At 68.8% G+C, this 23,805-nt stretch carries 20 protein-coding genes; 14 read left to right on the top strand and 6 right to left on the bottom strand.

The genetic code is table 11. The annotated features are described in order from the left end of the window. Positions 1-108: 108 nt before the first annotated feature. From AB8619_RS09950 to AB8619_RS09920, 7 genes are read left to right on the top strand one after another with little or no spacing between them, the layout of a single operon-like run. Positions 109-870 (top strand): hypothetical protein, encoded by a 762-nt coding sequence (locus AB8619_RS09950; RefSeq protein WP_436796307.1) that lies wholly within the window; start codon positions 109-111, stop codon positions 868-870. A gap of 4 nt (positions 871-874) precedes the next feature. Beyond that, entirely contained in the window at positions 875-1,690 is an 816-nt protein-coding gene (locus AB8619_RS09945; protein WP_436796306.1) for a polysaccharide deacetylase family protein, read from the top strand. After that, positions 1,687-2,607, top strand: a complete 921-nt coding sequence (locus tag AB8619_RS09940; protein WP_436796305.1) for a GNAT family N-acetyltransferase — start codon at positions 1,687-1,689, stop codon at positions 2,605-2,607. Before AB8619_RS09945 ends, AB8619_RS09940 begins: the two co-directional genes overlap by 4 nt. 19 nt (positions 2,608-2,626) lie before the next feature. Continuing rightward, the gene (locus AB8619_RS09935; RefSeq protein ID WP_436796369.1) at positions 2,627-3,232 is read left to right on the top strand and encodes a sugar transferase; all 606 of its coding nucleotides are present in this window, start codon (positions 2,627-2,629) and stop codon (positions 3,230-3,232) included. 19 nt (positions 3,233-3,251) lie between these two features. Then, positions 3,252-4,385, top strand: coding sequence for an aminotransferase class I/II-fold pyridoxal phosphate-dependent enzyme (locus tag AB8619_RS09930; RefSeq protein ID WP_436796304.1), 1,134 nt, complete (start codon positions 3,252-3,254; stop codon positions 4,383-4,385). Beyond that, positions 4,385-4,969: a NeuD/PglB/VioB family sugar acetyltransferase gene (locus tag AB8619_RS09925; protein WP_436796303.1), complete on the top strand. Its 585-nt coding sequence runs from the start codon at positions 4,385-4,387 to the stop codon at positions 4,967-4,969. Before AB8619_RS09930 ends, AB8619_RS09925 begins: the two co-directional genes overlap by 1 nt. Then, on the top strand, positions 4,882-6,027 hold the full coding sequence (locus AB8619_RS09920) for a nucleotidyltransferase family protein (RefSeq protein ID WP_436796302.1): 1,146 nt from the start codon (positions 4,882-4,884) through the stop codon (positions 6,025-6,027). The genes AB8619_RS09925 and AB8619_RS09920 overlap by 88 nt, the downstream gene beginning before the upstream one ends. Before the next feature lie 24 nt (positions 6,028-6,051). Here the strand turns inward: AB8619_RS09920 and AB8619_RS09915 are convergent, their stop codons facing one another. Then, positions 6,052-6,912, bottom strand: coding sequence for a hypothetical protein (locus AB8619_RS09915; RefSeq protein ID WP_436796301.1), 861 nt, complete (start codon positions 6,910-6,912; stop codon positions 6,052-6,054). Positions 6,913-7,309: 397 nt separating this feature from the next. Between AB8619_RS09915 and AB8619_RS09910 the strand changes: the two genes are divergently transcribed. Beyond that, the gene (locus AB8619_RS09910) at positions 7,310-7,717 is read left to right on the top strand and encodes a hypothetical protein (RefSeq protein WP_436796300.1); all 408 of its coding nucleotides are present in this window, start codon (positions 7,310-7,312) and stop codon (positions 7,715-7,717) included. A 25-nt stretch (positions 7,718-7,742) separates the two neighbouring features. On the opposite strand, the gene AB8619_RS09905 is transcribed toward AB8619_RS09910, so the two are convergent. From AB8619_RS09905 to AB8619_RS09895, 3 genes are read right to left on the bottom strand one after another with little or no spacing between them, the layout of a single operon-like run. After that, positions 7,743-8,906 (bottom strand): glycosyltransferase family 4 protein, encoded by a 1,164-nt coding sequence (locus AB8619_RS09905; protein WP_436796299.1) that lies wholly within the window; start codon positions 8,904-8,906, stop codon positions 7,743-7,745. Further along, positions 8,903-9,949 carry a hypothetical protein gene (locus AB8619_RS09900; protein WP_436796298.1) on the bottom strand — a complete coding sequence of 349 codons (1,047 nt, stop codon included), beginning with the start codon at positions 9,947-9,949 and terminating at the stop codon, positions 8,903-8,905. The genes AB8619_RS09905 and AB8619_RS09900 overlap by 4 nt, the downstream gene beginning before the upstream one ends. A gap of 56 nt (positions 9,950-10,005) precedes the next feature. Next, entirely contained in the window at positions 10,006-10,389 is a 384-nt protein-coding gene (locus AB8619_RS09895) for a hypothetical protein (protein WP_436796297.1), read from the bottom strand. Between the two features lie 86 nt (positions 10,390-10,475). On the opposite strand from AB8619_RS09895, the gene AB8619_RS09890 reads away from it, so the two are divergent. Next, on the top strand, positions 10,476-11,771 hold the full coding sequence (locus AB8619_RS09890) for a nucleotide sugar dehydrogenase (protein ID WP_436796296.1): 1,296 nt from the start codon (positions 10,476-10,478) through the stop codon (positions 11,769-11,771). Beyond that, positions 11,768-12,700 carry an NAD-dependent epimerase/dehydratase family protein gene (locus AB8619_RS09885; protein ID WP_436796295.1) on the top strand — a complete coding sequence of 311 codons (933 nt, stop codon included), beginning with the start codon at positions 11,768-11,770 and terminating at the stop codon, positions 12,698-12,700. Before AB8619_RS09890 ends, AB8619_RS09885 begins: the two co-directional genes overlap by 4 nt. On the opposite strand, the gene AB8619_RS09880 is transcribed toward AB8619_RS09885, so the two are convergent. Next, on the bottom strand, positions 12,697-13,644 hold the full coding sequence (locus AB8619_RS09880; RefSeq protein ID WP_436796294.1) for a GDP-mannose 4,6-dehydratase: 948 nt from the start codon (positions 13,642-13,644) through the stop codon (positions 12,697-12,699). The genes AB8619_RS09885 and AB8619_RS09880 overlap by 4 nt on opposite strands. Before the next feature lie 53 nt (positions 13,645-13,697). Between AB8619_RS09880 and AB8619_RS09875 the strand changes: the two genes are divergently transcribed. Both AB8619_RS09875 and AB8619_RS09870 read left to right on the top strand, forming a co-directional pair. Further along, positions 13,698-15,395, top strand: a complete 1,698-nt coding sequence (locus tag AB8619_RS09875) for a DUF2207 domain-containing protein (protein ID WP_436796293.1) — start codon at positions 13,698-13,700, stop codon at positions 15,393-15,395. Between the two features lie 157 nt (positions 15,396-15,552). Beyond that, entirely contained in the window at positions 15,553-16,458 is a 906-nt protein-coding gene (locus AB8619_RS09870; protein WP_436796292.1) for a DUF559 domain-containing protein, read from the top strand. A 60-nt stretch (positions 16,459-16,518) separates the two neighbouring features. Here the strand turns inward: AB8619_RS09870 and AB8619_RS09865 are convergent, their stop codons facing one another. Then, complete coding sequence (locus AB8619_RS09865) at positions 16,519-18,804, bottom strand: aconitate hydratase (protein ID WP_436796291.1); 2,286 nt, start codon at positions 18,802-18,804, stop codon at positions 16,519-16,521. A gap of 62 nt (positions 18,805-18,866) precedes the next feature. Between AB8619_RS09865 and AB8619_RS09860 the strand changes: the two genes are divergently transcribed. Both AB8619_RS09860 and AB8619_RS09855 read left to right on the top strand, forming a co-directional pair. Then, entirely contained in the window at positions 18,867-19,580 is a 714-nt protein-coding gene (locus AB8619_RS09860) for a GntR family transcriptional regulator (protein WP_436796290.1), read from the top strand. Positions 19,581-19,647: 67 nt separating this feature from the next. After that, positions 19,648-23,775, top strand: coding sequence for an FtsK/SpoIIIE domain-containing protein (locus AB8619_RS09855; RefSeq protein ID WP_436796289.1), 4,128 nt, complete (start codon positions 19,648-19,650; stop codon positions 23,773-23,775). Positions 23,776-23,805 lie beyond the last annotated feature (30 nt).

Raw genomic sequence — 23,805 nt, 5'->3', positions numbered from 1 at the left:
GCACTGCCGATCGGTTCTCGCGTAGGCCACCGGGCTCTTGCGCTGGTCGCGCCCGCCATGGAGAGGCGCCGATATCGTCGGCGCGATGCCACCCGGCGGCCGATCCTCGTGAGCGTCCTCTACGGACGTGCGGAAGACGGCGCCACGGTCATGGTCGAGGTCGCCGCAGACGACATGGCGAGGCTCGATCGCCACTGGCCGCCCCTCGGGCTCGAAGTCGTGCGCGAGCCTCGCTGCGAGTCGAGCCTCGTCGTCACGACGCCGAGCGCAGCGACTGGGTTCGAGGCGCTGGTCGGAGGTGTCGTGACACCCGGAGGCTGGGATCGGATCGAGTCGGACCTGGCGCTGTTCGCCGCGACGCACATCGCGTCGGCGGTCGCCGTTCACGCTGGACTCGTCCGCATCGGAGACCGGGCGTTGCTCCTGCCCGGCCCGTCGCGAGCGGGCAAGAGTTCGCTCTGCATGGCCGCTCATCGTGCGGGCGCGGACGTGTTGTCCGACGAGTTCGCTCTCGTCGACCCGTCCACGGGGTTGGTGCGGGGGTGGCGACGCCCCGTACGGATCCGAGCGGGGACGGCGGGCCTCGAGCGTCACGACGTCACGGTGGAGCATGCTCCGGTCGGCGTGGCGGCGATCGCCTTGCTGGCGTACGAGCCCGACAGCGATCCGTCATGGTCTCCCATCGCCGCCTCCGGTGCGGTGCTCGGAGTCCTCGCGAACACGGTCTGTGCCCGCACTCGTCCGGATGCGTCGCTCGACGCAGCTCTCGCACTGGCTCGCACCGCTGTTGCCGTCGCGGGCACCCGAGGTGAGGGCGACGTCGTCGTCGGAGAGCTCCTCGCGCTTCTCGGCCCCGTCGGTGGGGCATGATCGGATGGTGCGCTCAGCGGTCAAGAGTCTCGTGAAGTCGGCTGCCGCGATGGCCGATGTCGCGCGACGAACCGAGGGGCTCCCGGTTCTCATCTATCACCGGGTCGGGGCCCGGACACCGGTGTCGGTCGACCTGCCGCGTGCGTTGTTCGAGGAGCAGATGGCCTTCCTGGCCGCTTCGTACCGCGTCGTGACCATGGAGGAGGCCGCCCAACTGCTCGTCGAGCCAGAACCACCGGCGGGCCCTCCTCCGATCGTCATCACGTTCGACGACGGCACGGTCGACTTCGTCGAAGAGGCGCTTCCCGTACTGGTCGAACACGGCATCCCCGCAACGATGTACCTGGCCACGGACCACCTCGAGTCGCAGATCGACTTTCCGGACGAGGGTCGACCGATGAGTTGGGCGGCAGCTGCGGACGCTGTCTCCACCGGGCTCGTCGAGATCGGTTCACACACCGATACCCACGTCCTGCTCGATCGGGTCCCGCCCGCGGCGGCGGAGCGCGAGTTGGATCGATCGATCGACCTGATCGGCGAACGGTTGGGTGTCGAGGCTCACCACTTCGCCTATCCCAAGGCCTTGCTCGCATCGCCAGACGTCGAGCCGCTGGTCCGTCGTCGGTTCCAGACCGCAGCGGTGGCGAGGACCCGAGCGAATCCGTTCGGGAGGTCCGATCTGCATCGCTTGACCCGTTCTCCCGTCCAGTCCACTGACGGCATGCGCTGGTTCGAGCGGAAGGCCGCCGGCGGCATGGCCATCGAGGACGACTTGCGTGTCCTGGTCAACCGTTGGCGATATCGCTCGGCGACGGAGTGAGCGAGATCGAGGTCCGTCGAATGGGCCGCGACGACACCACCGACATCGTCGGTCTCGCAGCTCGGTCGCTCGGATGGGCCGGAGATGATCGCGACCGGGCGTTCTTCGAGTGGAAGCACTTCGAGAGCCCCTTCGGGGACTCGCCGAGCTGGGGTGCATTCGACGGAGATCGACTCGTCGCGTTCCGCACCCTCATGAAGTGGCGACTCGACGTCGACGGCGAGCCGTTGGACGTCGTCCGGGCGGTGGACACCGCGACGGACCCGGAGTACCAGGGCCGCGGCTTGTTCCGCCGCCTCACTATGACCGCAGTCGACGAGCTCGCTGCGGCCGGTGTCGACGCGGTGTTCAACACGCCGAACGAACAGAGTCGTCCCGGCTACCTCAAGATGGGCTGGTCGATCGTCGGTCGGCCGACCCTGATGGTGCAGCCGTCCGGCCCTGTGACCCTGGCGCGGTTGGTTCGGGCGAGGGTTCCCGCGGAGAAGTGGTCGATTCCCGTCGATCTCGGCATTCCGATCCACGAGGCGATCGATGCCGACGTGCCGCTCTCGAGGTTTGGTTCGAGCGAGCAGGAAGCCAGGCAGTTCCTCCTGTGGCGCTATGGGCTCGCGCCGCTCCACTATCGGGCGGTGTCGATTCGAGGAGGGATCTGCATCTTCCGGGTGCGTCGCCGAGGCCCGCTCCGCGAGGTGGCGATCTGCGAGTGGTTGTCCGAACGTCGCGACCCGATGGCGCTGCGGCGCATCGTGCGTGCGGTCGGGGACTACGCCGTCGCGGTCGGTCTGACGGCACGAAACGGACTGATCCCGTTGCCGCGCCAGGGGCCGATCGTGACCTGGCGTCCCCTCGCTCGAGCGGGAGTGCCAGGTCTCGACGACGTGCGGTTGTCACTCGGCGACCTCGAGCTCTTCTGATGGCGGGTCGACAGTGCTCCTGAAGCGTGGCATCGACCTCGTGCTCGCCGTTGTGGGGTCGATCATGCTCCTCCCAGTGTTCGTGGTCGTGGCGGTCCTCGTTCGGATCCGTCTCGGAAGTCCTGTCCTGTTCCGACAGCAGCGAGCGGGCCTCGCCGGCCGCCCGTTCGAGCTCGTGAAGTTCCGCTCCATGAACGACGATCGATCGGTGACCGGCGAACTCCTGTCCGATGCGGACCGCATCACACCGTTCGGGCGTTGGCTCCGCTCGACGAGCCTCGACGAGCTGCCTGAGCTGTGGTTGGTCGTGGGGGGAGCGATGAGCGTGATCGGGCCGCGGCCGCTGCCGGTCTCCTACCTCGACCGATACACGCCCGAGCAGGCACGGCGGCACGAGGTGAAGCCCGGCATCACCGGTTGGGCGCAGGTGAACGGTAGGAACACGGTGGATTGGAACGAACGCCTCGCCATGGACGTCTGGTACGTCGACAATCGCTCGTTGTGGCTCGATCTGCAGATCTTGTGGCGAACCGTGACAGTGGTCGCCCGACGCGATGGCGTGAGCGCACAGGGGGAAGCAACGATGCACGAGCTGCCGCCTCGGTCGACCGGCGACGACTCGTGACTGTGTGAGACTCGGACTGATGTCGCGCATCCACCTCTCAGCGCCTGATGTGCGCCAGCCGGAGAAGGATCGGATCCTCGCAGCGGTGGAGTCAGGGTGGGCTGCGCCTGCCGGCCCAGACCTCGACGCATTCGAGGCTGAGGTCGCAGCGGTCGCGGGCGTCGGCCACGCCGTGGGACTCGCGAGCGGGACGGCGGCGCTCCATCTCGCGCTGCATGCGCTCGGCGTCGAGGCCGGCGACGACGTCGTCGTGTCGACGTTCACGTTCGCTGCGTCGGCCAACGCAGTGACCTATGTCGGCGCCAGACCCGTGTTCCTCGATTCCGACGAGTCGAGCTGGAATCTGGACCCCGACCTCCTCGCTGCCGAGTTCGCTGATCGCGCCGCCACCGGTCGTCTGCCGGCGGCAGTGATCTCGGTCGACCTCTACGGCCAGCCTGCTGACTATCGCCGGATCGGTCCCATCTGTGAGGAGTACGGCGTTCCCCTCATCGAGGATGCAGCCGAGTCGCTGGGCTCGTCGTTGGATGGCCGACCGGCTGGTTCGTTCGGCCGGGTCGCCGCGTTGTCCTTCAACGGCAACAAGCTGATCACCACGTCGGGAGGTGGGATGCTGGTCGGAGCGGACGAAGCGCTGATCGAGCGCGTTCGCTTCTTGTCGACCCAGGCCAAGGAGCCCGCTCCGCACTACGAACACCACGAGGTGGGCTTCAACTACCGACTCTCCAATCTGCTGGCGGCGTTCGGTCGCGGCCAGCTCGAGGCGATCTCGGAACGCATCGACCGGAGGCGCGGATTCTTCGACCGGTACGCCGCGATTCTCGGCAACGTCGACGGGATCACGATGCAGCCGGAGATCGACGGCGGATTCTGCAACCGATGGCTCACGTGTGCACTGATCGTGCCGTCTGTGGCGAAGTTCGATCGTGAGCAACTGCGACTCCACCTCGAGTCAGAAGACATCGAGTCGCGGCCGACGTGGAAGCCGATGCATCAACAGACGTCGTTCGCCGGTGCGGCGACCAGGCTGACCGGTGTCGCCGATCGTCTCTTCGCTCGGGGAATCTGTCTCCCCAGCGGGAGTGGCATGACCGATTCCGACTTCGAGCGTGTGCTCGACGCGATCGAGCACTTCCTCGAGGCGAAGGTCTGATGTGGATCTACGGAGCAGGTGGATTCGGTCGCGAGACGCTCGACGCTGCTGTCGCCGCGGGAATCGATGTCGAGGGATTCCTGGACGACGGACGACGTGACGATGTGTGTGGACTCCCGGTGCGTCGTCACGACGAGGTCGACGTCGGGTCGTTCGTCGTCGCGATCTCGGACACGGTCAGTCGGTCGAGAATCCACAGATCGCTGAGCGACTCGGGTTGGACGCCCGTCTCCGTCATCGACCCTCGTGCGGTCGTCGGACGAAGGAGCGCTGTCGGTCGAGGCTCGATCATCCTCGCCACGTCCTTCGTGTCTTGTGACGTCGAGCTCGGCGAAGGCGGTCATGTGAACTACGGCGCGACTCTGGGGCACGACGTCGTTGCTTCGCCGTACGTCACCGTCTTGCCCGGCGCGAACATCGGTGGAGCCGTGAGCCTCGGCGAGGGTGTCCTCGTCGGGTCCGGGGCCCAGGTGCTCCAGGGGTTGGCTGTTCACGAGTGGGCGACGGTGGGCGCAGGGGCAGTGGTGACCACCGACGTCGAGCCACGATCGATCGTCGTCGGCGTCCCGGCGCGACGCAGGTGATCGAGCGGATACTCCGAGCGATCGCCACTCGCGGGCTGCCGGGATCGCCCGAGGGTCCGATCGATGTCCCTGGCGGTGAGTGGCCATCAGTGAGCCGAGCGTTGGAACGAGAACGCCTCACCGGACTTGCGCGGTCCTTGCTCAGCGATGGGACGCTCCGACTCGACGACGAGTCAGCCGAGAGGCTCGTCGATCTCGACGCACTCTGGAGTGCGCACACGCTTCGTGCCGAAGACGTGTTGATCGACCTCGGACGCGAACTCCAGGAGCGCTCGATCGACTTCCGCGTCTTGAAGGGAAGCGCGTTGGCAGAGCTGAGCTGGACCATCGGTGAGGCCAGGCGCTGGGTCGATGCTGACGTGCTAGTGCCGTCCGACCGGTTCGACGAGGTCATCGCGTTGTGTCTCGAGGACGGGGCGATTCGACCCGTTTCGGAGCTGCGCGCTGGGCATGACCGCCGCTTCGCCAAGTCGGTCACGCTGCGATCGTCGCTCGGTCCCGAGATCGACCTCCACCGGGCGCTCGTTCTCGGACCGCACACGTTTCTCATCCCTGCGGCGGACCTGTTCGACCGACCACGACTGTTCTCCGTCGAAGACCTGCAGCTGTCGACGCTCTCGGCCGAAGCGACCCTGATCCACTGTTGCCTCCACGCCACGATCGCTGGAGCGAGCCGGCTTGCCACGCTGCGCGACATCGTCGAGAGCTACGAAGGTACGGACGACGTTCTCGCCGCCGGAATCGCGGAACGATGGCATGTGCGGCCGATGGTGGTGGCCGCTGGCGAAGCGGTGGCCCGACGCCTTTCTCTGCCTGCGCATCCGTTCGTGACCTGGTCGAGGACGCTCGAGCCGACGGCCGAGGAACTGCGCATCGCCTCGGTCTACGCGAGAGACAACCGCAGCAACCGAAATCTTGCCATCGCCAGCATCCGACACATTCCTGGCCGCAGCGACAGGCTCCGCTTCATGGTCGCCATGGCGTTCCCCTCGGCTGCCAACCGGGCAGACCGCGGCCGCTCGTGGACCGACCAGTTCCGTCGAATTCGGCCGCGCTGATCCGACGGGCGTATCAGCGGTGGTTCAGTCGGAGGGTTCGTAGCCGGGGATCGGCGTCGACTGCACGGGTTCCTCACCGGTGCCGACACCCTCGGAGGCCGGAGCCTCGCCCTCGCTGGGCAACGTGGACCGCTGGAGTGCCGGAGAGAGCGCAGAAGCGAGACCAGCGGCCGGGGGGCATGGGTCGAAGGTGATGTCGCTGATGCCGATCCGCTGGTTACCCCCACCCGTGTTGGACTGGTTGTAGTAGCGGAAGCTGAGCGAGTTGATCGGGCCGGCGAACGTGAGCGTGACGTTGCCGCCGGGCGAACTGTCGTTGTAGTTGGAGTTGAGGACCGAGTTGCGGAACGGATCGCGTACGAGGTTCGCCAGCACCTGCCCGGTGCCGATGACCGTGCTCCCGACCGGGGTCGTGGCGACGAAGCCAGCCTGGTTGATCAACACCCGGTCGCCCCAACCGTTGAAGACGTTGTCGATGTCGGTGAGGGTGAACTGCACGTTGGTCACCTGGGGCGAGAACGCGATGGTGATGACCTGCCCGTTGTTGAACGACGACTGCGACGGGAGTTGGTTGAGCTTGAGGAAGCGCTGGTTCACGCCACCATGTGGGCCGTTCTGGATGGTGAGGTTGTCCGAGAGCACGCTGGTGGACCCGAGGATCTGGCTCGAGATGCTGACCGTCGTCCCCTCGATCACGGCGTTTGTGAAGGCCGTGCCGGCGTCGTAGTCGTCCCAGTCGAGGACGCCGGGGAGGCACTCGCTTCCGAGGGTCTGCGCACCGACCGGTCGGCTGAGCACGGTCGGTACGGCCAAGGTCGCGGCCCCGCCGACCGCAAGGCCTCGGAGGATCGCGCGCCGGGAGAGTGTGGAGTCGTTCTGTGTCACCGGGGTCTCGATCGTGTCGCTGGAGTTGTCTGTCAACTGGCCTGGATTGGGCCAGTCCGGCGAACATACGGGAGAGCGATACGCAACTTGCGAATCCTCCTCTGCAATGGTGGCGAACGTGCTGAATACCCTCTCCGAGGAGAATGTCCGACTGCTCCTGATTGGCGTCGGCTCCGGATCCGTGGCCGCATGGGCCCTCCGCGCGCTTCGCTGGCGCTCGGGTGTGCTGCTCGGAATCGCCGCTCCAGTTCTCGCGTTCTTCGCCGGGGGACGATTGGATTGGGCCGACCCGACCGGTGTCCGGGTGGCCTTCGCTGGCGTCGTCGGACTTCTGGCTGGTCGGGGTCTCGAGACGTTACGGACGGGCCGATCGCGACCCGCAGCGGTTCTCGTACTCGTGGGTGCTGCCGCTGGCGTGTGGCTCGGCGTCCCGGAGAACGACCCTGTCCTCATCGTCGTCGGCGTGATCGTCGGTCTGCTCGCTGTCGGACGCCATCGGGATGCCGGAGTCGGATGGGGACTCGGACTCGCGCTCGCCTGGACGGTCGTCATCGGGTCTGTGGACACCGGTTGGTCGTTCGTCGGCGGGCTGCTGTGTCTCTCGCCGCTGGTGGCCGTCGCGCTCCGACCGCTCGTCCCCGCGCCACGGTTCTCGCTCGCAGCGTGGCCGTGGGTGGTGGTCGGCGCCTGGTCGGTCTCGCTCGTAGCCGCCCGATGGGTCGCCGTCGCCCCCGATGCGACATGGACCCGCGTGGTTGCCGTGGGGGCGGGGGCTGCGGCGCTCGGTCTGGTCGTCCGGCGCTGAGCGGTGACCAGAGAAACTCAACGTGTCAGGCGTCGGGGGCCGACGGCTGGGACGTCGAGTTCGAATGGCCTCGGTAGGCCGACAAGGTTCGGTCGATGACCGTCTGCTGGTCGAAGTGCACGGCAGCCCGCTCGATCGCCGCTGCTCCCATCGCTCGGCGTTCGTCGGCGTCGAGAACGAGGCGTTCGATGGCTGCGGCGAGCGCGCTCGGATCGCGGACGGGGACGAGCAGGCCGGTGACCTCGTGGTCCACCACTTCGCGGCAGCCCCGGATGTCGGTGGCGATCACGGGGACCCCGCTGGCCGCGGCCTCCATCGCTGACCGAGGGAACCCTTCACGGTGCGATGCGAGGACGTAGACGTCGAGTGCCCGGTACAGCCGTTCGACGTCGTCCCGCATCCCGAGGAAGCGCACCCCGGCCCGTTCGGCTGCGTCGACGTCGTCGCTCGTGAGCGGGTCACCCTTGTCGTCGTCGAACGGGCCGATGACGACCATACGCAGGTTGCCCAACCGGGGGAGGAGCGCAGCGGCCGCCTCGAAGAGTTCGGCGTAGCCCTTCTCCCAGACCAGACGACCCACGGCGCCGCAGACCACGTCGTCGTCGGCGATGCCGAGCTCGGCACGGACAGCCCGTCGTTCGTCATCGGACGGAGGCTGGAAGCGAGCGAGATCGATCCCGTTGCCGAGTCGGACGAGCTTCTGGCCCGGTACGCGCAATCGGCGCAGCGTCTCGACATCCTCGCCGCTCTGCACCAGTTCCACGTCGCTGCAGGTGGCAGCCAGGCGCTCCAGCAGGTAGACGGGCCATCGCCGGGCCGCCCGATCGGTCGGCTGTGCGTAGAGCCCGTGTTGTGTGTTGACGATCAACGGCACCCGAGCGGCCTTGGCTGCGAGCCGTCCGTAGATCCCCGGCTTCGGATTGTGGGTGTGGACGATGTCGGGCTGCAGCCTGCGGAACAGCCGGTACAACTCGGACAGCGCAGCGACGTCGTCGGTGAGGGAGAACGCGCGGGTCGCGTGGTCGAGCACGTGGTGGGTGTGGCCAGCGGCCCGGACAGCGTCGGCATGCCCGCCGTCACCCGAGGCGGTGTGGACCTCGTAGCCGGCCTCGCCGAACGCTCGGAGCTGCGGGCCGATCAACAGGTCGAGGCTGATGTCGGTGGTCGCGACGTGCAGGAGCCGAGTCACAGGAGTCCGGCGAACTCGGCCATCGCAGCGTCGACCATCGACCGGTCGGTGTGCAGTTCTTCGGCGATGGCGTCGGGATCGAGGCCCTCGGTGTTGAGGAGCCAGACCGCGGCAGCGGACGAGTTGAGGAGATGGCTGCGGTCGGCTTCGACGATGACCGCCTCGTTGCCGGCGTAGACGTCGAACCGCTGTCCGTGCTGTTCGACCAGCGTGGGGACGGGGTCGTGCCGCGGGTCCGCTGCCATCTGCGTGATCCAGTGGGCGGCTTGGCCGAGGTCGGCACTCCCGATCTCGACACAGCGAGCCCCCGCAAGAACACGGATCAGGGTGTCGAGATCACGTCCGGGGTCGGGAGTCGGGGCGACGCCGGCTTCGAGGATCCGCGTCAGCGCGGTGGCCGGCGAGAGGGGGCGGAGTACGTCGGCGCTCCGGTCGACGAGCGCGACGACGTTTGGCTGCGACGGGGGTGCGAGCGTGGTTCCGAGGTGACCGGCGGTGGTCAGCACCTTCCCTCCACAACCGCACGGTTCGCCCGCAGCGGGTGGGATCGCGATGCCCAACGCGACGAAGCTCGCCTCGGTCAGGCCGAGCGGGCGGTGGTAGGTGCGCACGGACAGGGTGTCGTGGTCGATCACGCTGATGTCCTCGGCCACCAACGATGCGCCGTCGAGGAGCAGCCGCGCCGACAGCGTCGACTTGCCACGGCCGCTGGCGCCGACGACGAGAGCGGTCCCGCCGCCGACTCGCAGCGTCGTCGCGTGCACCGAGCCGCCCGGGTCGGACTGGGCGATGGCCTGTCCGAGGCGGGTGATGAGGATCTGCAACAGCACCCGAGCCCGCCCGCTCGCGATGAGATCGTCGTTGCGGAACAGCTCGCCATCGTCCGACGCTGGGTCCGGAAAGACGAACCGGTAGGTCGTGGTGGGCTCGACCTCTGCCGCCAGCGCACCGAACACGTCGCTGAGGTCGACCGGCGACGTGCCGTCGAGCTCGATCGAGAACGGGTGGTCGAGGGCTCGAAAGGTGCCGAGGGAAGTGGTCATGGGCGCAGCCGATCGTACTGCCGGACCTGGCGCGGGCTGAGGTGCTCCGCGCTGTGTCAGCCGAGCAGAACCGTCAGCGTGTTCGTCAGGGCGATGAGGATCACCGACGCGACCAGGCCGATCGTCATCGTGCGGGTCTGCACGGCGAAGGCAGCGTTGATGTCGTTGGAGAACTGCACCCGGAGACCTGCCATCTCGGTGCGGAGGTCGGCCATCTCGGTCTTGAGTTCGGTACGGAGGTCGGCCATCTCGGTCTTGAGTTCGGTACGGAGGTCGGCGATCTCGGTCCGCAGGACGGACGTCGTCAGCGTGAGGTCGTCCTTCGTCACCAGGTTCTCGTGGTCGGTGCGAATCAATCGGATCACGCTGTCCGTGCTGTCACCGAAGGCCGTTTGGAGCGCTTCGTAGGCGTCGTGTCGTTCTCGCTCGGTGAGCGACATGGAGTTCTCCTCGTCCATGGATCTCGATGGGCGAGTCGACGCCGAGTGCTCGGTGAGCTGTCGGCCAGTCTACGGCTCTCGCGTCGTTGGCATCTCGCGCCGCTACTGTGCGCCCGGTGACCGCACAGAAGACTGTCGTCGTCGGACAGGGCTATGTCGGACTCCCGGTGGCCATGGCCGCGGTGCGGGCGGGGTACGACGTGACCGGCATCGAGCTGAACGAGGCTCGGGCCAAGGCACTCCAGGACGGCGACTCGTACATCGAGGACATCAGCTCCGACACGCTGGCCGAGGCGCTCGCCACCGGCCGCTACCGGGCGTCGACCACCTTCGACGCCGCTGCCGGCTTCGACGTGGCGGTGATCAGCGTGCCGACGCCGCTCGCCGACGGTGTCCCCGATCTGACGTACATCGAGTCGGCCGCAGCCTCGTTGGCGCCGCACGTCACCGTCGGTTCGACCGTCATCCTCGAGTCGACCACGTACCCCGGCACCACCGAGGAGTTGGTCGGACCCATCCTCGAAGCGGGATCGGGACTCGCCGTCGGCGCCGACTTCCACCTGGGCTACAGCCCGGAGCGCATCGATCCGGGCAACGCCACCTACACGCTCGAGAACACCCCGAAGGTCGTCTCCGGTGTCGACGACGCGTCGCTCGACAAGGTCGACGAGTTCTTCTCGGCGCTGGTCGACCAGACCGTGCGGGTGCCCGGCTGCAAGGAGGCCGAGCTCACCAAGCTGCTCGAGAACACCTTCCGCCACGTCAACATCGCGCTCGTCAACGAGTTGGCCATGTTCGCTGCTGATCTCGGTGTCGACGTCTGGGCATCGATCGACGCGGCATCGACCAAGCCGTTCGGCTACATGCGCTTCACCCCGGGCCCGGGTGTCGGCGGCCATTGCCTGCCGATCGACCCGTCGTTCCTGTCGTGGCGAGTCAAGCGTTCGCTCGGTGTCGACTTCCGCTTCGTCGAGCTCGCCAACGACGTCAACGAGCACATGCCCGACTTCGTCGTGCGACGTCTGATGCTGGCGCTCAACGCCCGACAGCGTGCGGTCTCCGGTTCGCGGATCCTGCTGCTCGGCCTGGCGTACAAGCCGAACACCTCCGACGCCCGGGAGACGCCGTCGACGCGGGTGGCACAGCTGCTCACCGACCTCGGTGCCGAGCTCGCCGCCGCCGATCCGCATGTCGCCCCCGACGCGTTCGGCGTTCCGGTCGAACGGGTGGAGCTCACGGCCGAGGAACTCGAGGCGGCCGACGTCGTCGTCCTGATCTGCGATCACGACGCGTTCGACTACGACCTGGTGGCCCGCCACGCCGTCCATGTCCTCGACTGCCGGAACCGGATGCCGACCGCCGACAACGTGGAGCGCTTGTGAAGGTCGTCGTCACCGGCGGGGCCGGGTTCATCGGGGCCAACCTGTGCGCCCATCTCGCCGGCTGCGACTGGGTCGACTCGGTGGTGGCGCTCGACAACCTCGCGACCGGATTCGAGTCGAACCTCGCCGGCGTCGACGCCGAACTCATCGTCGGGTCGATCCTCGACGACGACGACCTCGACGCGGCGCTGGCCGGTGCCGACGCGGTCGTTCACCTCTCCGCCCGGCCCAGCGTTCCTCGGTCGATCGAGGACCCCATGGCCAGCCACGAGGCCAACGCCACCGGCACGCTCATGGTGCTCGAGGCCATGCGCCGCCACGACGTCGGGTTCGTGGCCGTCGCGTCGTCGTCGTCGGTGTACGGCGCCAACCCTCAGCTGCCCAAGGTCGAGACCATGGTCGCCCAGCCCATGTCGCCCTACGCGGTGTCGAAGCTGGCCACCGAGCAGTACACGCTGGCGCACGCCAGGGTCTTCGGCTTCAACGCCGTCCCGTTCCGTTTCTTCAACGTGTTCGGCCCGCTGCAGGCAGCGGGTCACGCCTACGCCGCGGTGATCCCGGCGTTCGTCGACGCCGCACTGAACGGCGACCCGCTCCCGATCCACGGCGACGGTTCGCAGTCGCGCGACTTCACCTATGTCGGCGACGTCTGCCATGTCATCAGCGAGGCAGTGCGTCTCGGCCTCGACAGCGACATGCCGGTGAACCTGGCGTTCGGTGGGCGGTACACGCTCCTCGACGTCGTCGAGCGGCTCGAGTCGATCCTCGGTCACCCGCTCGAGCGCGAGCACCAGCCCTCACGGCCCGGCGACGTGCCCCACTCGCAGGCCGATCAGCAACGGCTGCGTTCCCTCTTCCCAGCGCTCGAACCCACGTCGGTCGACGACGGGCTGCGGGCGACCGTCGACTGGCACCGATCGCTGCGCTAGTTCCGACGGCCTCGGTGCCACTCGACCTGTGCCCTGATCCCGTCGGCGAGGTCGGTCGTCGGCGCCCAGCCGAGGTTCTCCCGGGCGAGTTCGTTGCTGCCGCCGGTGCGGTCGACATCGCCCGGTTGCGGCGGCTGCTCGTCGATCACCACGGGCCGGCCGACCGCGTCGCCGACCGCGTCGATGAGCTCGCGCATCGAGGTCGACCCGCCGGCGCAGATGTTGACGACGGTCCCCGGCGCGGTGTCGGCTCCGGCGGCGAGGATGTTGGCCCGTACGACGTCGCCCACGAACGTGAAGTCGCGGACGTGTGACCCGTCGCCGTAGAGGGGGAACGGGGTCTGGTCGAGCGCACTCTCGATGAGACGGTGGTGGGCCATGTCCGGGCGCTGCCGGGGGCCGTACACCGTGAAGTACCGCAGTGACACCGTCGACACGCCGTAGTTGCGGGCGTAGAGGTTGCACAGGTGCTCGGCGGCGAGCTTGGTCACGCCGTAGGGCGAGTGGGGTCGTGGGAGGTCGGACTCGAGCACCGGGTAGCGGCCGGCGTTCCCGTAGATCGACGAACTCGAGGCGTAGACGAACCGGGCGATTCCCATCTGCCGGCTGGCCTCGAGCAGCCGTTGGGTGGCGAGGACGTTGCACTCGCTGTAGCTGCGGAACTCGTCGGACCACGAGAGGCGGACGCCGGGCTGCGATGCCTGGTGCTCGACCACGTCGACGCCGTCGAGCAGCGGTTCGATCGGGTCGTGGCGGAGGTCGAGGTCGTGGAAGGCGAACCGGTCCGACTGCCGGAGCGTCGCGAGGTTCGACTCCTTGTCCGAGCGGTCGTAGTACGGCGTGAAGCAGTCGACGCCGACGACGTTGTCACCCGTGGCGATCAACGCCTCCGCGAGCTGCGATCCGATGAAGCCCGCGACGCCGGTGATGAGATGAGTTGCCACGCTCGGAGTCTGGCAGCCTGCGATGATCGGGTGATGCACGGCGGAGTGGGGAGATGATGCGAAGACGACGGCTGTCGATGCTCGGCATGGTGGTGCTGGCCGCGCTGCCGGCGGTGGTGCAGCTCGTCGGCCTGCTGGTCGGCGGCCGTGAACGCATCGTCGCCTACTTCGAGGTCGCCGCCATCGACGCTGATGGGTCGGCCAGGGTCGAGGAGGTCATCGACTACGACTTCGGCGCCGGATCCGAGCGACACGGGATCATCCGAGTCGTTCCCGGTCTCACGTTCCCGTCCGACGTCTCGGTCTCGTCGCCCGACGCTCCAGCGCAAGTGCAGCGGACCGGCAACAGCCTGCGGATCGGCGATCCCTCGGTGACCATCTCCGGCGCGCACCGCTATCTGATCGGCTACGACATCGACACTCTGATCATCGGCGATCGGCTCGCATGGAACATCGTCGGCAACGAGTGGGAGGTCGGCATCGAGGCGGTCGAGGCGCACGTGCTCAGCGACCGCACCCTCGAGGACCTGTCGTGCGACCAGGGCAGTTTCGGTGCGACCGGCGGATGTGAGGCGGTCGAGGTCGAACCCGGGCACATCGTCGTCCGGACCAGCGGGATCGGCAGCGGTGAGGCGGTGACGGTTCGTGCTCGCCTCGGGTCGCCGGTGGCGGCCGCCCCGACGCCGCCTGCGATCCCGCCGCCTGCGGGCGACACCGGCGCACCCCTCGCGCTGCCCGCGCTCTTCGGCTACGTGGCCGCTCTGGTCGCGGCGCTGGTCACCGGACGAGTCCTGCGTCGTGCTGGTCGCGAGTTCGCCCCCGATCCGCTCGCCGGCGACGCCGACGGATCGCTGCCCGTGCCGCCGGGAACGGCGCGAGTCGACGTCGACGACCTGCTCGACGACGCTCCTCCGCGGGTGGCGCCTCCTCGCCGTCTCACGGCGGCGCAGGGCGGTGTCGTGCTGGCCGAGAAGGCGAAGAAGGAGCACCAGGCGGCGTGGTTGCTCGACCAGGCCCAGCACGGCGCGCTGGTACTCGAGGGCGACCCCAAGAAGCCGACGATGCGATGGCTGGGTGGCAACGGCGCCGCCGACAATGCCGTACTCCTGACGATGTTCGACTCTCGCCCCGCGGTCCAGCTCGGCACCTACGACACGTCGTTCGCCTCCGGTTGGAGCATGGTCGCGGCCGAACTCGACGCCTGGCGCACCTCCAGTGGACTCTGGTCGCCCGAAGGCGAGCGTCGAGCGAAGCGGGGGGCCTTGTACGGCGTCCTCGGGCTCGTCGTCACGCTGCCGATCATCGCCTTCCTGGCCTACCGGTGGTCGCTGGCGTCACCGACCGTGGCGCAACTGGCGGTCCTCACCGTGCCGGCGGGCGTCGCCATCGGCGCCGCGCTCAAGGCCTGGGAGCTCCGTGTCCGCACGCCAGCAGGCTCCGCGCTCTACGCCGAGGTCGAAGCGTTTCGTCGGTTCCTCGGATCGGCCGGCGTCGCCGACGTCGAACGGGTGGACGAGTCGGGTCAGCTGCACGAGTACCTGGCCTGGGCCGTCGCGCTCGGCGAGACCGGAGCGTGGACCAAGGCCCTCGACGATTCCGCCGTCTCGATGGCCTCGGGCTACGACCCCAGCTACTGGCTCATCGCCCACAACCTCCACAGCTCCACCTCGTCCGCCGCCACCTCGCCCTCGTCGAGCGGGGGCGGAGGTGCCGGCGGCGGTGGAGGGGGAGGCGGCGGCGGATCCTGGTGACCCGGGGCGTGACGGCCTTGCGGTGATTCTGCGGCTCTGGCGTCACGTCAGCGTGACGCGAGAGCCACAGAACCGTTCGGGTCGGCTCAGGAGTTCGTGTCAGTACCCCTTCGTAGCGTGAGGCTTCTTCCCCCTCGATCGACTGAGGGGACACACGATGTTCGAGCGCATCGCAGCCATCGCCTGGCGGCAACACGGCGCGTTCACCGCGGCCCAGGCCCAAGGCGTGGGTGTGAGTCGCACGTCGATCATGCGGGCCACGTCCGATGGCTCGATCGTGCGGCGACGTCCACGGGTCTATGTCATCGCTTCTGCGCCCCGAACCGAGCGACAGGACCTGATGGTGGCGGTCCTGGCTGGCGGCGCGGGTGCGCTGGCGACGGGGGAGTCGGCCCTGACGCTCTGGTGCCCCGAGATCGCGTCGCCGAACACGCACTCGATCACGGTGCCGGCGGCGAGCGGCGTACGTTCGACGGCGGGATGCCGGGTGCTCCGGTCAAGCGACCTCGAGCTTGCCAAGGCCGGATCAATCGATGGGATTCCGGTGGTCGGGGTTGCTCGTGCGCTTCTCGACTCGGCGATCGGCCTCCCGCCCGACGTCGTCCTCGCACGGATCAATGCGTGTCAGCGCCATCTGCCGATGTCGTTCGGAGCTCTGGTCGACACCCTGCATTCGCACGCTCGTCGAGGTCGCCCGGGCGTGGCCACCTTCAGGACGGCCCTGGGACGGATGACGAAGGAGGTGCCTGACTCGGAGTTCGAGCGCCTCGTGCTCCGTGATCTGGCTGCGGTCGACATCCCGTCACCGACCCTTCATCACGTGGTGTCCTGTTCGACCGCGGGGCCGATCGAACTCGACCTGGCGTGGCCCGATCGACGTATCGACGTCGAACTCGACGGGCGCGATCATCTCACCCGCATGAAGACGGCTCGACGTGACCGTCAACGCGATCGAGCGCTGGCCCTGCTGGGCTGGGTTGCGCCGAGGTTCGTGTGGGACGACTACCTCGACGATCCGGGTGCAATGGTCGCAGAGATCGTCGCGCTCGTGCTGTCCCGATGATTCTGTGGTTCTGGCGTCACGTCAGCGTGACGCCACAACCACAGAACCGCTCCGGTCACGTCAGGCGTTGGCGCCGCCGCCCCGCTTGCGGATGATGTTGAGGGCCGAGCCGGCCTTGAACCAGTCGATCTGCTCGGGCGACAGGGTCTGCGTGGTCGAGATCTCGTCGACCGAGCCGTCGGGCTGGTTGAGGCGGACGGTGACGGGCTGGTCTGGCGCCAGGTCGGCGAGGCCGACGATGTCGATGAGGGTGTCCTCGCCGATCTTGTCGTAGTCGGCCGGGTCGGCGAACGTCAGCGCCAGCACACCCTGCTTCTTGAGGTTGGTCTCGGCGATGCGGGCGAACGAACGGGCGAAGACTGCGGCGCAGTTGCGGAAGCGGGGCTCCATGGCGGCGTGCTCGCGGGACGAACCCTCGCCGTAGTTCTCGTCACCGACGGCGACCCAGGCTCGGCCGGCCTCGTGGAGGCTCTTGCAGACCTCGGGGAACGACTTGACCGTTCCGTCGACCGGGTCCTTGCCCTCGCCGGCCACGCCGGTGAAGGCGTTGACGGCACCGAGGTAGAGGTTGCCCGAGATGTTCTCGAGGTGGCCGCGGAACTTGAGCCACGGTCCGGCCATCGAGATGTGGTCGGTGGTGCACTTGCCCTGGGCCTTGACGGCGACGGGCAGTCCGATGAAGTCCTCGCCGCTCCACGGCTCGAACGGCGTCAGCAACTGGATGCGGTCGGAGGTGGGCGACACGACGATCTCGACGTCGGAGCCGTCCTCGGGTGCCTGGATGAACGTGTCGACGCCGCGGTCGAATCCCTGGGGTGGGAGGTCGATGCCGACGGGCTCGTCGAGGCGGACCTCCTCACCCTCGTCGTTGGTGAGGGTGTCGGTGCGGGGGTCGAAGTCGAGTCGGCCGGCGAGCGCCATGGCGATCACGGTGTCGGGCGACGTGACGAAGCTCAGGGTGTTGGCCGAGCCGTCGTTGCGCTTGGGGAAGTTGCGGTTGTACGAGTTGACGATGGTGTTGACCTCGTCGAGATCCTGGTCGGGACGGGCCCACTGGCCGATGCACGGACCGCAGGCGTTCGCGAGGACCTCGCCGCCGATGGCCTCGAGGTCGTCGAGGAGTCCGTCGCGTTCGATGGTGGCGCGCACCTGCTCGGAACCGGGGGTGACGAGCAGACGGGTCTTGGCCTTGAGGCCCTTGGCCGCAGCCTGACGGGCGATCGAGGCGGCACGGGTGATGTCCTCGTACGACGAGTTGGTGCACGAGCCGATGAGGGCGGCGCTGATCTCGACCGGCCAGCCCTCCTTCACGGCGGTGTCGCCGACGTCGGCCACGGTGTGGGCGCGGTCGGGGGAGTGGGGGCCGTTGATCATCGGCGCCAGGGTCGACAGGTCGATCTCGATGACCTGGTCGAAATAGCCGGCCGGATCGGCGAGCACCTCGGGGTCGGCGCGCAGGTCGCCGGCGACCGCGTCGGCGGCGTCGGCGATCGCTTCACGGCCGGTCGACTTCAGGTAGGCCGCGATGTTCGCGTCGTACTGGAAGAGTGACGTGGTGGCGCCGATCTCGGCGCCCATGTTGCAGATCGTGCCCTTGCCCGTGGCGGTGATCGAGTCGGCGCCCTCGCCGAAGTACTCGACGATGGCCCCGGTGCCGCCCTTCACGGTGAGGATGCGGGCCACCTCGAGGATGACGTCCTTCGCCGACGTCCAGCCCGAGAGCGAGCCGGTGAGGTGGACGCCGATCAGCTTCGGCCAGCGCACGTTGAACGGGAAGCCGGTCATGACGTCGACGGCGTCGGCGCCACCCACACCGATGGCGACCATGCCCAGGCCGCCGGCGTTGGGGGTGTGGCTGTCGGTGCCGATCATCATGCCGCCGGGGAACGCGTAGTTCTCGAGGACGACCTGGTGGATGATGCCGGAGCCCGGCTTCCAGAACCCCAGGCCGTAGCGACGGCTGACGGTCTCGAGGAAGTCGTAGACCTCGGCGTTGGTGTCGACGGCGACGGCCATGTCCTTCAGCGCGCCGACCTTGGCCTGGATCAGGTGGTCGCAGTGGACCGTCGACGGCACGGCGGCCTCGTCGAGACCGGCGGTCATGAACTGGAGGAGCGCCATCTGGGCGGTGGCGTCCTGCATGGCGACGCGGTCGGGATCGAAGTCGGCGTACGAGCGACCCCGCTCCATCTCCTGGCCCTGGCGGTCGCGGAGGTGGTTGACGAGGATCTTCTCGGCCAGCGTGACCGGCCTCCCCATGCGCTCCCGGGCGATGCCGGCCGACTCGGGGAGCCGGTCGTACACGGCCTGTACGAGTTCGATGGGCGTGGAGGAGGTCACAGGCATGGTGATCACTTTCGCAGACGATGTACTTGCGTTCGACTTGATCATAGACAACTATGAGACAAGTGAGGGAAATCAGATACCGGACGATTGCCGACGACCTCCGCCGCCGGATCGCTGCTGGCGATCTGGGGTCGGGCGCCGTCCTGCCGTCCGAGGCAGAGCTGGCCGGATCCTATGACGTGAGCCGGGTCACGGTCCGGAAGGCCCTCGAGCTGCTGCGCGAAGACGGACTGGTCTCGTCCCGCCAGGGATACGGGTGGTTCGTCGCCGGCGCGACCGTTCGTCAGTCGCTGGGTGCGCTGTCGACGATCGAAGGCCAGCTGACCGACCAGGGCCGACGCTCCGAGCGCCGGGTCGTGTCGTTCGGGTTCACCGAGCGCAACGGCGTGGACGAGTTGGTGGTCGTACGGGTCAACCTCGCCGACGGACTGCCCTTTGCGCTCGTCACCGTCTGGTGTCCCGCCGACCTGGGTTCGTCGCTGAGTCGCGACGACGTCGAGTCGGCGACCTTCTACGAGCTCCTGCCCGTCGCGTTCGACCATGCCACCCAGACCATCGGGGCGGCCCTCGCCGACGAACGAGACGCCGAGTTGCTCGAGGTCCCGCTCGGCTCGCCGATGCTGGTGGTCGAACGGGTCAGCGTCGACGTCGACGGTCGATCGGTCCTCACCTCCGAACACCGCTTCCCGGCGCATCTGACCGAGTTCGTCGTCGAGTTGCCGTTCCAGGAGGGAGCGGAGCTGTCCCCGGCGGGTCTGCGTTTGGTGCAATCCTGACCGGATCGAACTCCTCCTCGAGCTCCGGGTCGGCCACGACCGACGGGCGACGCGGCTCGACTGCCGCGTGGAGGTCGACGACACCGCATCAGTCGGTGACCTGCGTCGATCGCTGACCGAGCACGCGACCGCCCGGTCGGTCGAGGTGGAGGGCGGCGCTGCCGTCTGGAACGAGTCCGGCGTCCGCCTCGACGACGACCACCTCGTTGCCGGTGTGGGTCTGTGCTCGGGCGCTCGGGTCTGGCTGTCGCCGCACGCACCTCCCGGTCGGACGGACCCGGTGGCGGTTGAGTTCGCCATCGTGGGCGGACCGGACCTGGGTCCGCCGCGGGTGCTCGGACCCGGTCGACATCGGATCGGCGGCTCGTCGCAGGACGACGTGCCGTTGCTCGGCGCACGGCTACCGGCCGCCGCGGTGGTTGCCGAGATCGACGGATCGGGGCGGGTGACGCTCGAAGGGGCCGTCGAGCAGCGGGGCGACGACGTCGTCATCGGTCCCTTCACCCTCCGGATCCGTCCGCTCGTACCCGACGACGCCGTGGACGGCTCCGGCGGGGTCCCGTTCAACCGCACGCCGTATCGCCCGGTCGCCGAACGTGCCCGGGTGCTCGAGCCGTTGCCGGCGCCGCCGTCGTCCCCGCCGCCGTCGAAGGCTGCGGTGGCGTCGCTCGTGGTCCCGCTGGCGAGCGGGGTGGGCTTCGCCGTGGTGCTCGGCCGACCGCAGTTCCTGGTCATCGCACTGCTGGCGCCGATCGTGCTCCTCCTCGTCTCCCGTCACGAGCGGCGCCAGGGCAGGCGGTCGTTCCGTCAGGACCGAGCGGATCACCTCCGACTGGTCGACGAGCGGGTGGCCGAGGTCGGCCTCGCCGTGGAGGAGGAGCGAGTCGATCGACTGCGCGCCCTGCCCCACGTGTCGCAACTGATCGAGGAGGCCCGTACTCGACGACCGTCGCTGTGGGAGCGTGGACGAGACGCCCCGGACCTGCTCGTCCTCCGGCTGGGGACGGCCGATGTGGCCAGCCGGATCGAGATCGCGGTCGAGTCGGGTGGCGACGACGAGTTGCGTCGAGCGGCGCAGACTCGGCTGTCGGAGGCCGCGGGGACGATCACGGATGCACCGGTCGCGCTCGACCTCGAGCAGTCGGTGACCGTGGGCTTCCACGGCGACGGCGACCTCGTCGACGGGGTCGTGCGCTCGGTGCTCGGTCAGCTCCTCGCTCGGCACGGCCCCGAGGACGTCGTGGTCGTGGCACTCCTGGCCCCGGTCGCGCTGCGCTCGTTCGAGTGGCTCCGATGGGTGCCCCACGTCCGCTCACCCGCGTCGCCGCTGCCGGGTGACCATCTCGCCGTGTGGCCCGAGGCGAACGCCCAGGTCCTCGGAGCGCTGCTCGACGTGGCCAACGAACAGCGTGACTTCCCGCGGATCGTCGTGATCGTGCACGAGGAGGCGCCGGTCGATCGGGCCGCCCTCGGACGTCTCCTCGACGTCGCGCCCTCGGCTGGCATCCGCGTGATCTGGGTGGGCCGCGACGAGGCCCTGATGCCCCGACAGTGCGCGACCGTCGTGCGGGTGGCCGAAGGTCCGGGACGCTCGATCTGCGCGAGCACCGACAGTGGGTCGACGCCGGTGACCTTCACCGCAGAGACCATGGACGGAGCGTGGTTGGACCGCCTCGCCCGTCACCTCGCACCGTTGCGTGACGCGTCGAGCGTCGCCCGTGCGGGGTCGATCCCTCGCTCGGTCGGTCTGACCGACGTGCTCGGTGGCACGCCGGCGCCCGCCGATGTCGCGTCGGCGTGGAAGCTCAGCGACGGCGGCTTCCTCGGTGCGCCCGTGGGCGTCGGCCCCGATGGCGTGTTGTCGCTCGACCTCGTCGAGCAGGGCCCACACGCGCTCATCGCGGGTACGTCGGGCTCGGGCAAGAGTGAACTGCTCCAGAGTTGGGTTGCGGCGATGGCGGCCCGGCACCCACCCGAGCGGCTGACGTTCCTGTTCATCGACTACAAGGGCGGTGCGGCCGCTGCGCCCTTCGCCGACATCCCCCACAACGTCGGTGTGGTGACCAACCTCGATCCTCGCCTGAGCCTGCGAGCGCTCACGTCGCTGCGGGCGGAACTCGACCGACGGATGGCACTGCTCGCCGATCGTGCCGCCGACCTGGCGGAGTTCACGGCGGTCGACCCGGAGCATGCCCCACCACGCCTCGTGCTGGTCGTCGACGAGTTCGCCACCCTGGTCAAGGAGGTCCCCGACTTCGTCGCCGGCATCGTCGACATCGCGCAGCGTGGCCGGAGCCTGGGGATCCACCTGATCCTCGCGACGCAGCGCCCCGCTGGCGCGGTGAACGAGAACATCCTCGCCAACACCAACCTGCGGATCGCTCTCCGTGTGGTCGATCCGTCCGACTCACAGAACGTGATCGGTTCTCCCGACGCGGCCGAGATCCCCGTGCCGCTGCGTGGGAGGGCATTCGCCCGGATCGGCCCGACGGATCTCGTCCCGTTCCAGGTGGCGTGGTCGGGCGGCCCGCGCCACGGTGGCGAGTCGCGACGGGTGCGAGTGGCACCGTTCGGCTTCGGCGACCGCCATGCCGTGCCGGGATCGACGATCGGCAGCGAGCACGGCACGCAACTCGACGACGTGGTGCGATCCGTGGTCCTCGCCAACACGCGGTCCGGTCGATCGGCGCCCCGTCGTCCCTGGTTGCCGCCGCTGCCGGAGGTCGTTCCCCTCGAGGCGATCGTCTCCGCGCAGGCCGGCGAAGCCGCTCGCGCCGGAGATCGGGGTCGCGTGGCCGTGATCGGGCTCCGCGACGACCCTGCACACCAGCGACGCACGCCGGCGGTGGTGGATCTCGAGGTCGAAGGTGGTCTGGCGGTCGTCGGGGTCGGTGGTTCGGGGCGTTCGACGGTGCTCCGGACGGCTGCTGCTTCGCTGACCGACGGCGCGTCGACCGCCGAGGTGCAGCTCGTCGTGTTCGACTTCGCGAGCAGGGCGCTCCTGCCGTTGCTCGAACTCCCGCACACCCGCGCCGTGGTGACCGCCGACGATCTCGAGGCCACGGCTCGCGAGATCGAGTGGCTCGAGGACCAGGTGCGCGAACGGCGCACGATGCTGGGCGACGAACGTGTCGAGTCGCTCGGCGCGCTCCGGGCACGGGACGGTTCGCCCATCGTTCCCCGGGTGATCGTGGTGATCGACGGATTCGGCTCGTTGCGGGCCGAGCTCGACAAGCCGGCGAGCTTCGACTGGCTCCAGACCCTCCAGCGGGTGTTGGTCGAAGGGCGCCAGGTCGGGATCCACCCGATCATCGCCGCCGACCGTCGCCCCGACGTGCCCAACCCGGCGCTCGGTGCGCTCGGCGCCCGCCTGGCACTGCGGATGGCCGAACCCGAGTCGATGGTCAGCTTCGGCGTGCCGCTGCCGTTGGCCCGAGCCGGTGGGCTGGGCGCCGGCCGTGGTTATCTCCGCGGCGACGAGGAGATCCAGGTCGCCGTCCTCGGAGACGATCCTGCAGGCGCTGCGCAGGCCGCGGCGTTGGTCGAGCGCGGCATCGACGCGGCGAGCGAGCCGGTCACCCGTGCGACCGGGCTGCCGCTCGAGGTGGACCGACCGACCGACGCCGACCACGGCCTCGTGGTGGCGCTGGGCGTGGAGGAGGGGATCGACGGCGAGATCGACCCGGCGCTCGTCGACCTGGCGGGCGGCCACCTCGTCGTGATGGGGCCACCGGGGTCGGGGCGGTCCACGGCGCTCGACGCGGTCCGTGCCGGACTCGCGGCGACGGGGGAGCGGATGCTCGTCGTCGCAGCTCGGCAGGTCGACGTCGATGCGGTCGAGGCCCTCGCCAGCATCGACGAGGCGACCGTGGTGCTGATCGACGACGCCGACGACCTCACGGAAGCCGACGCCCGGATCGTCGAGTCCGTCGCGCAACTCGACCACGTGCGGGTCGTCGCCTCGTTCGACTCCGCAGCTGCGGCCCGGGCGTTCCACGGTCTGGTGCCGGCGCTCAAGCGCGGGCGGAGGCTCCTCTTGTTGTGTCCGCAGGGTCCGGCCGAGATCGACCAACACCTCGGTACCCGCGTGCGGCTGCGGCCGGGTGCGACGTTCCCACCGGGGCGTGGGGTCCTCGCCGTCGACCGACAGGTCCGCACCGTCCAGGTGGGCCGTCCAGAGACAAAAACTCCTTGAAAGGCATGAAATGACATGAAAGAGTGCCTC

Source organism: Actinospongiicola halichondriae, assembly GCF_049103745.1.
Lineage (GTDB): Bacteria > Actinomycetota > Acidimicrobiia > Acidimicrobiales > Salinilacustritrichaceae > Salinilacustrithrix > Salinilacustrithrix halichondriae.
This window is presented reverse-complemented; position numbering and strand designations above follow the sequence as displayed.

Excerpts from the sequence above, each read along its gene's own strand:
- AB8619_RS09865 (WP_436796291.1), bottom strand. The coding sequence starts at position 18,804 with ATGCCTGTGACCTCCTCCACGCCCATCGAACTCGTACAGGCCGTGTAC.
- AB8619_RS09945 (WP_436796306.1), top strand. The coding sequence starts at position 875 with ATGGTGCGCTCAGCGGTCAAGAGTCTCGTGAAGTCGGCTGCCGCGATG.
- AB8619_RS09900 (WP_436796298.1), bottom strand. The coding sequence starts at position 9,949 with ATGACCACTTCCCTCGGCACCTTTCGAGCCCTCGACCACCCGTTCTCG.
- AB8619_RS09895 (WP_436796297.1), bottom strand. The coding sequence starts at position 10,389 with ATGTCGCTCACCGAGCGAGAACGACACGACGCCTACGAAGCGCTCCAA.
- AB8619_RS09875 (WP_436796293.1), top strand. The coding sequence starts at position 13,698 with ATGATGCGAAGACGACGGCTGTCGATGCTCGGCATGGTGGTGCTGGCC.
- AB8619_RS09870 (WP_436796292.1), top strand. The coding sequence starts at position 15,553 with ATGTTCGAGCGCATCGCAGCCATCGCCTGGCGGCAACACGGCGCGTTC.
- AB8619_RS09925 (WP_436796303.1), top strand. The coding sequence starts at position 4,385 with ATGTGGATCTACGGAGCAGGTGGATTCGGTCGCGAGACGCTCGACGCT.
- AB8619_RS09930 (WP_436796304.1), top strand. The coding sequence starts at position 3,252 with ATGTCGCGCATCCACCTCTCAGCGCCTGATGTGCGCCAGCCGGAGAAG.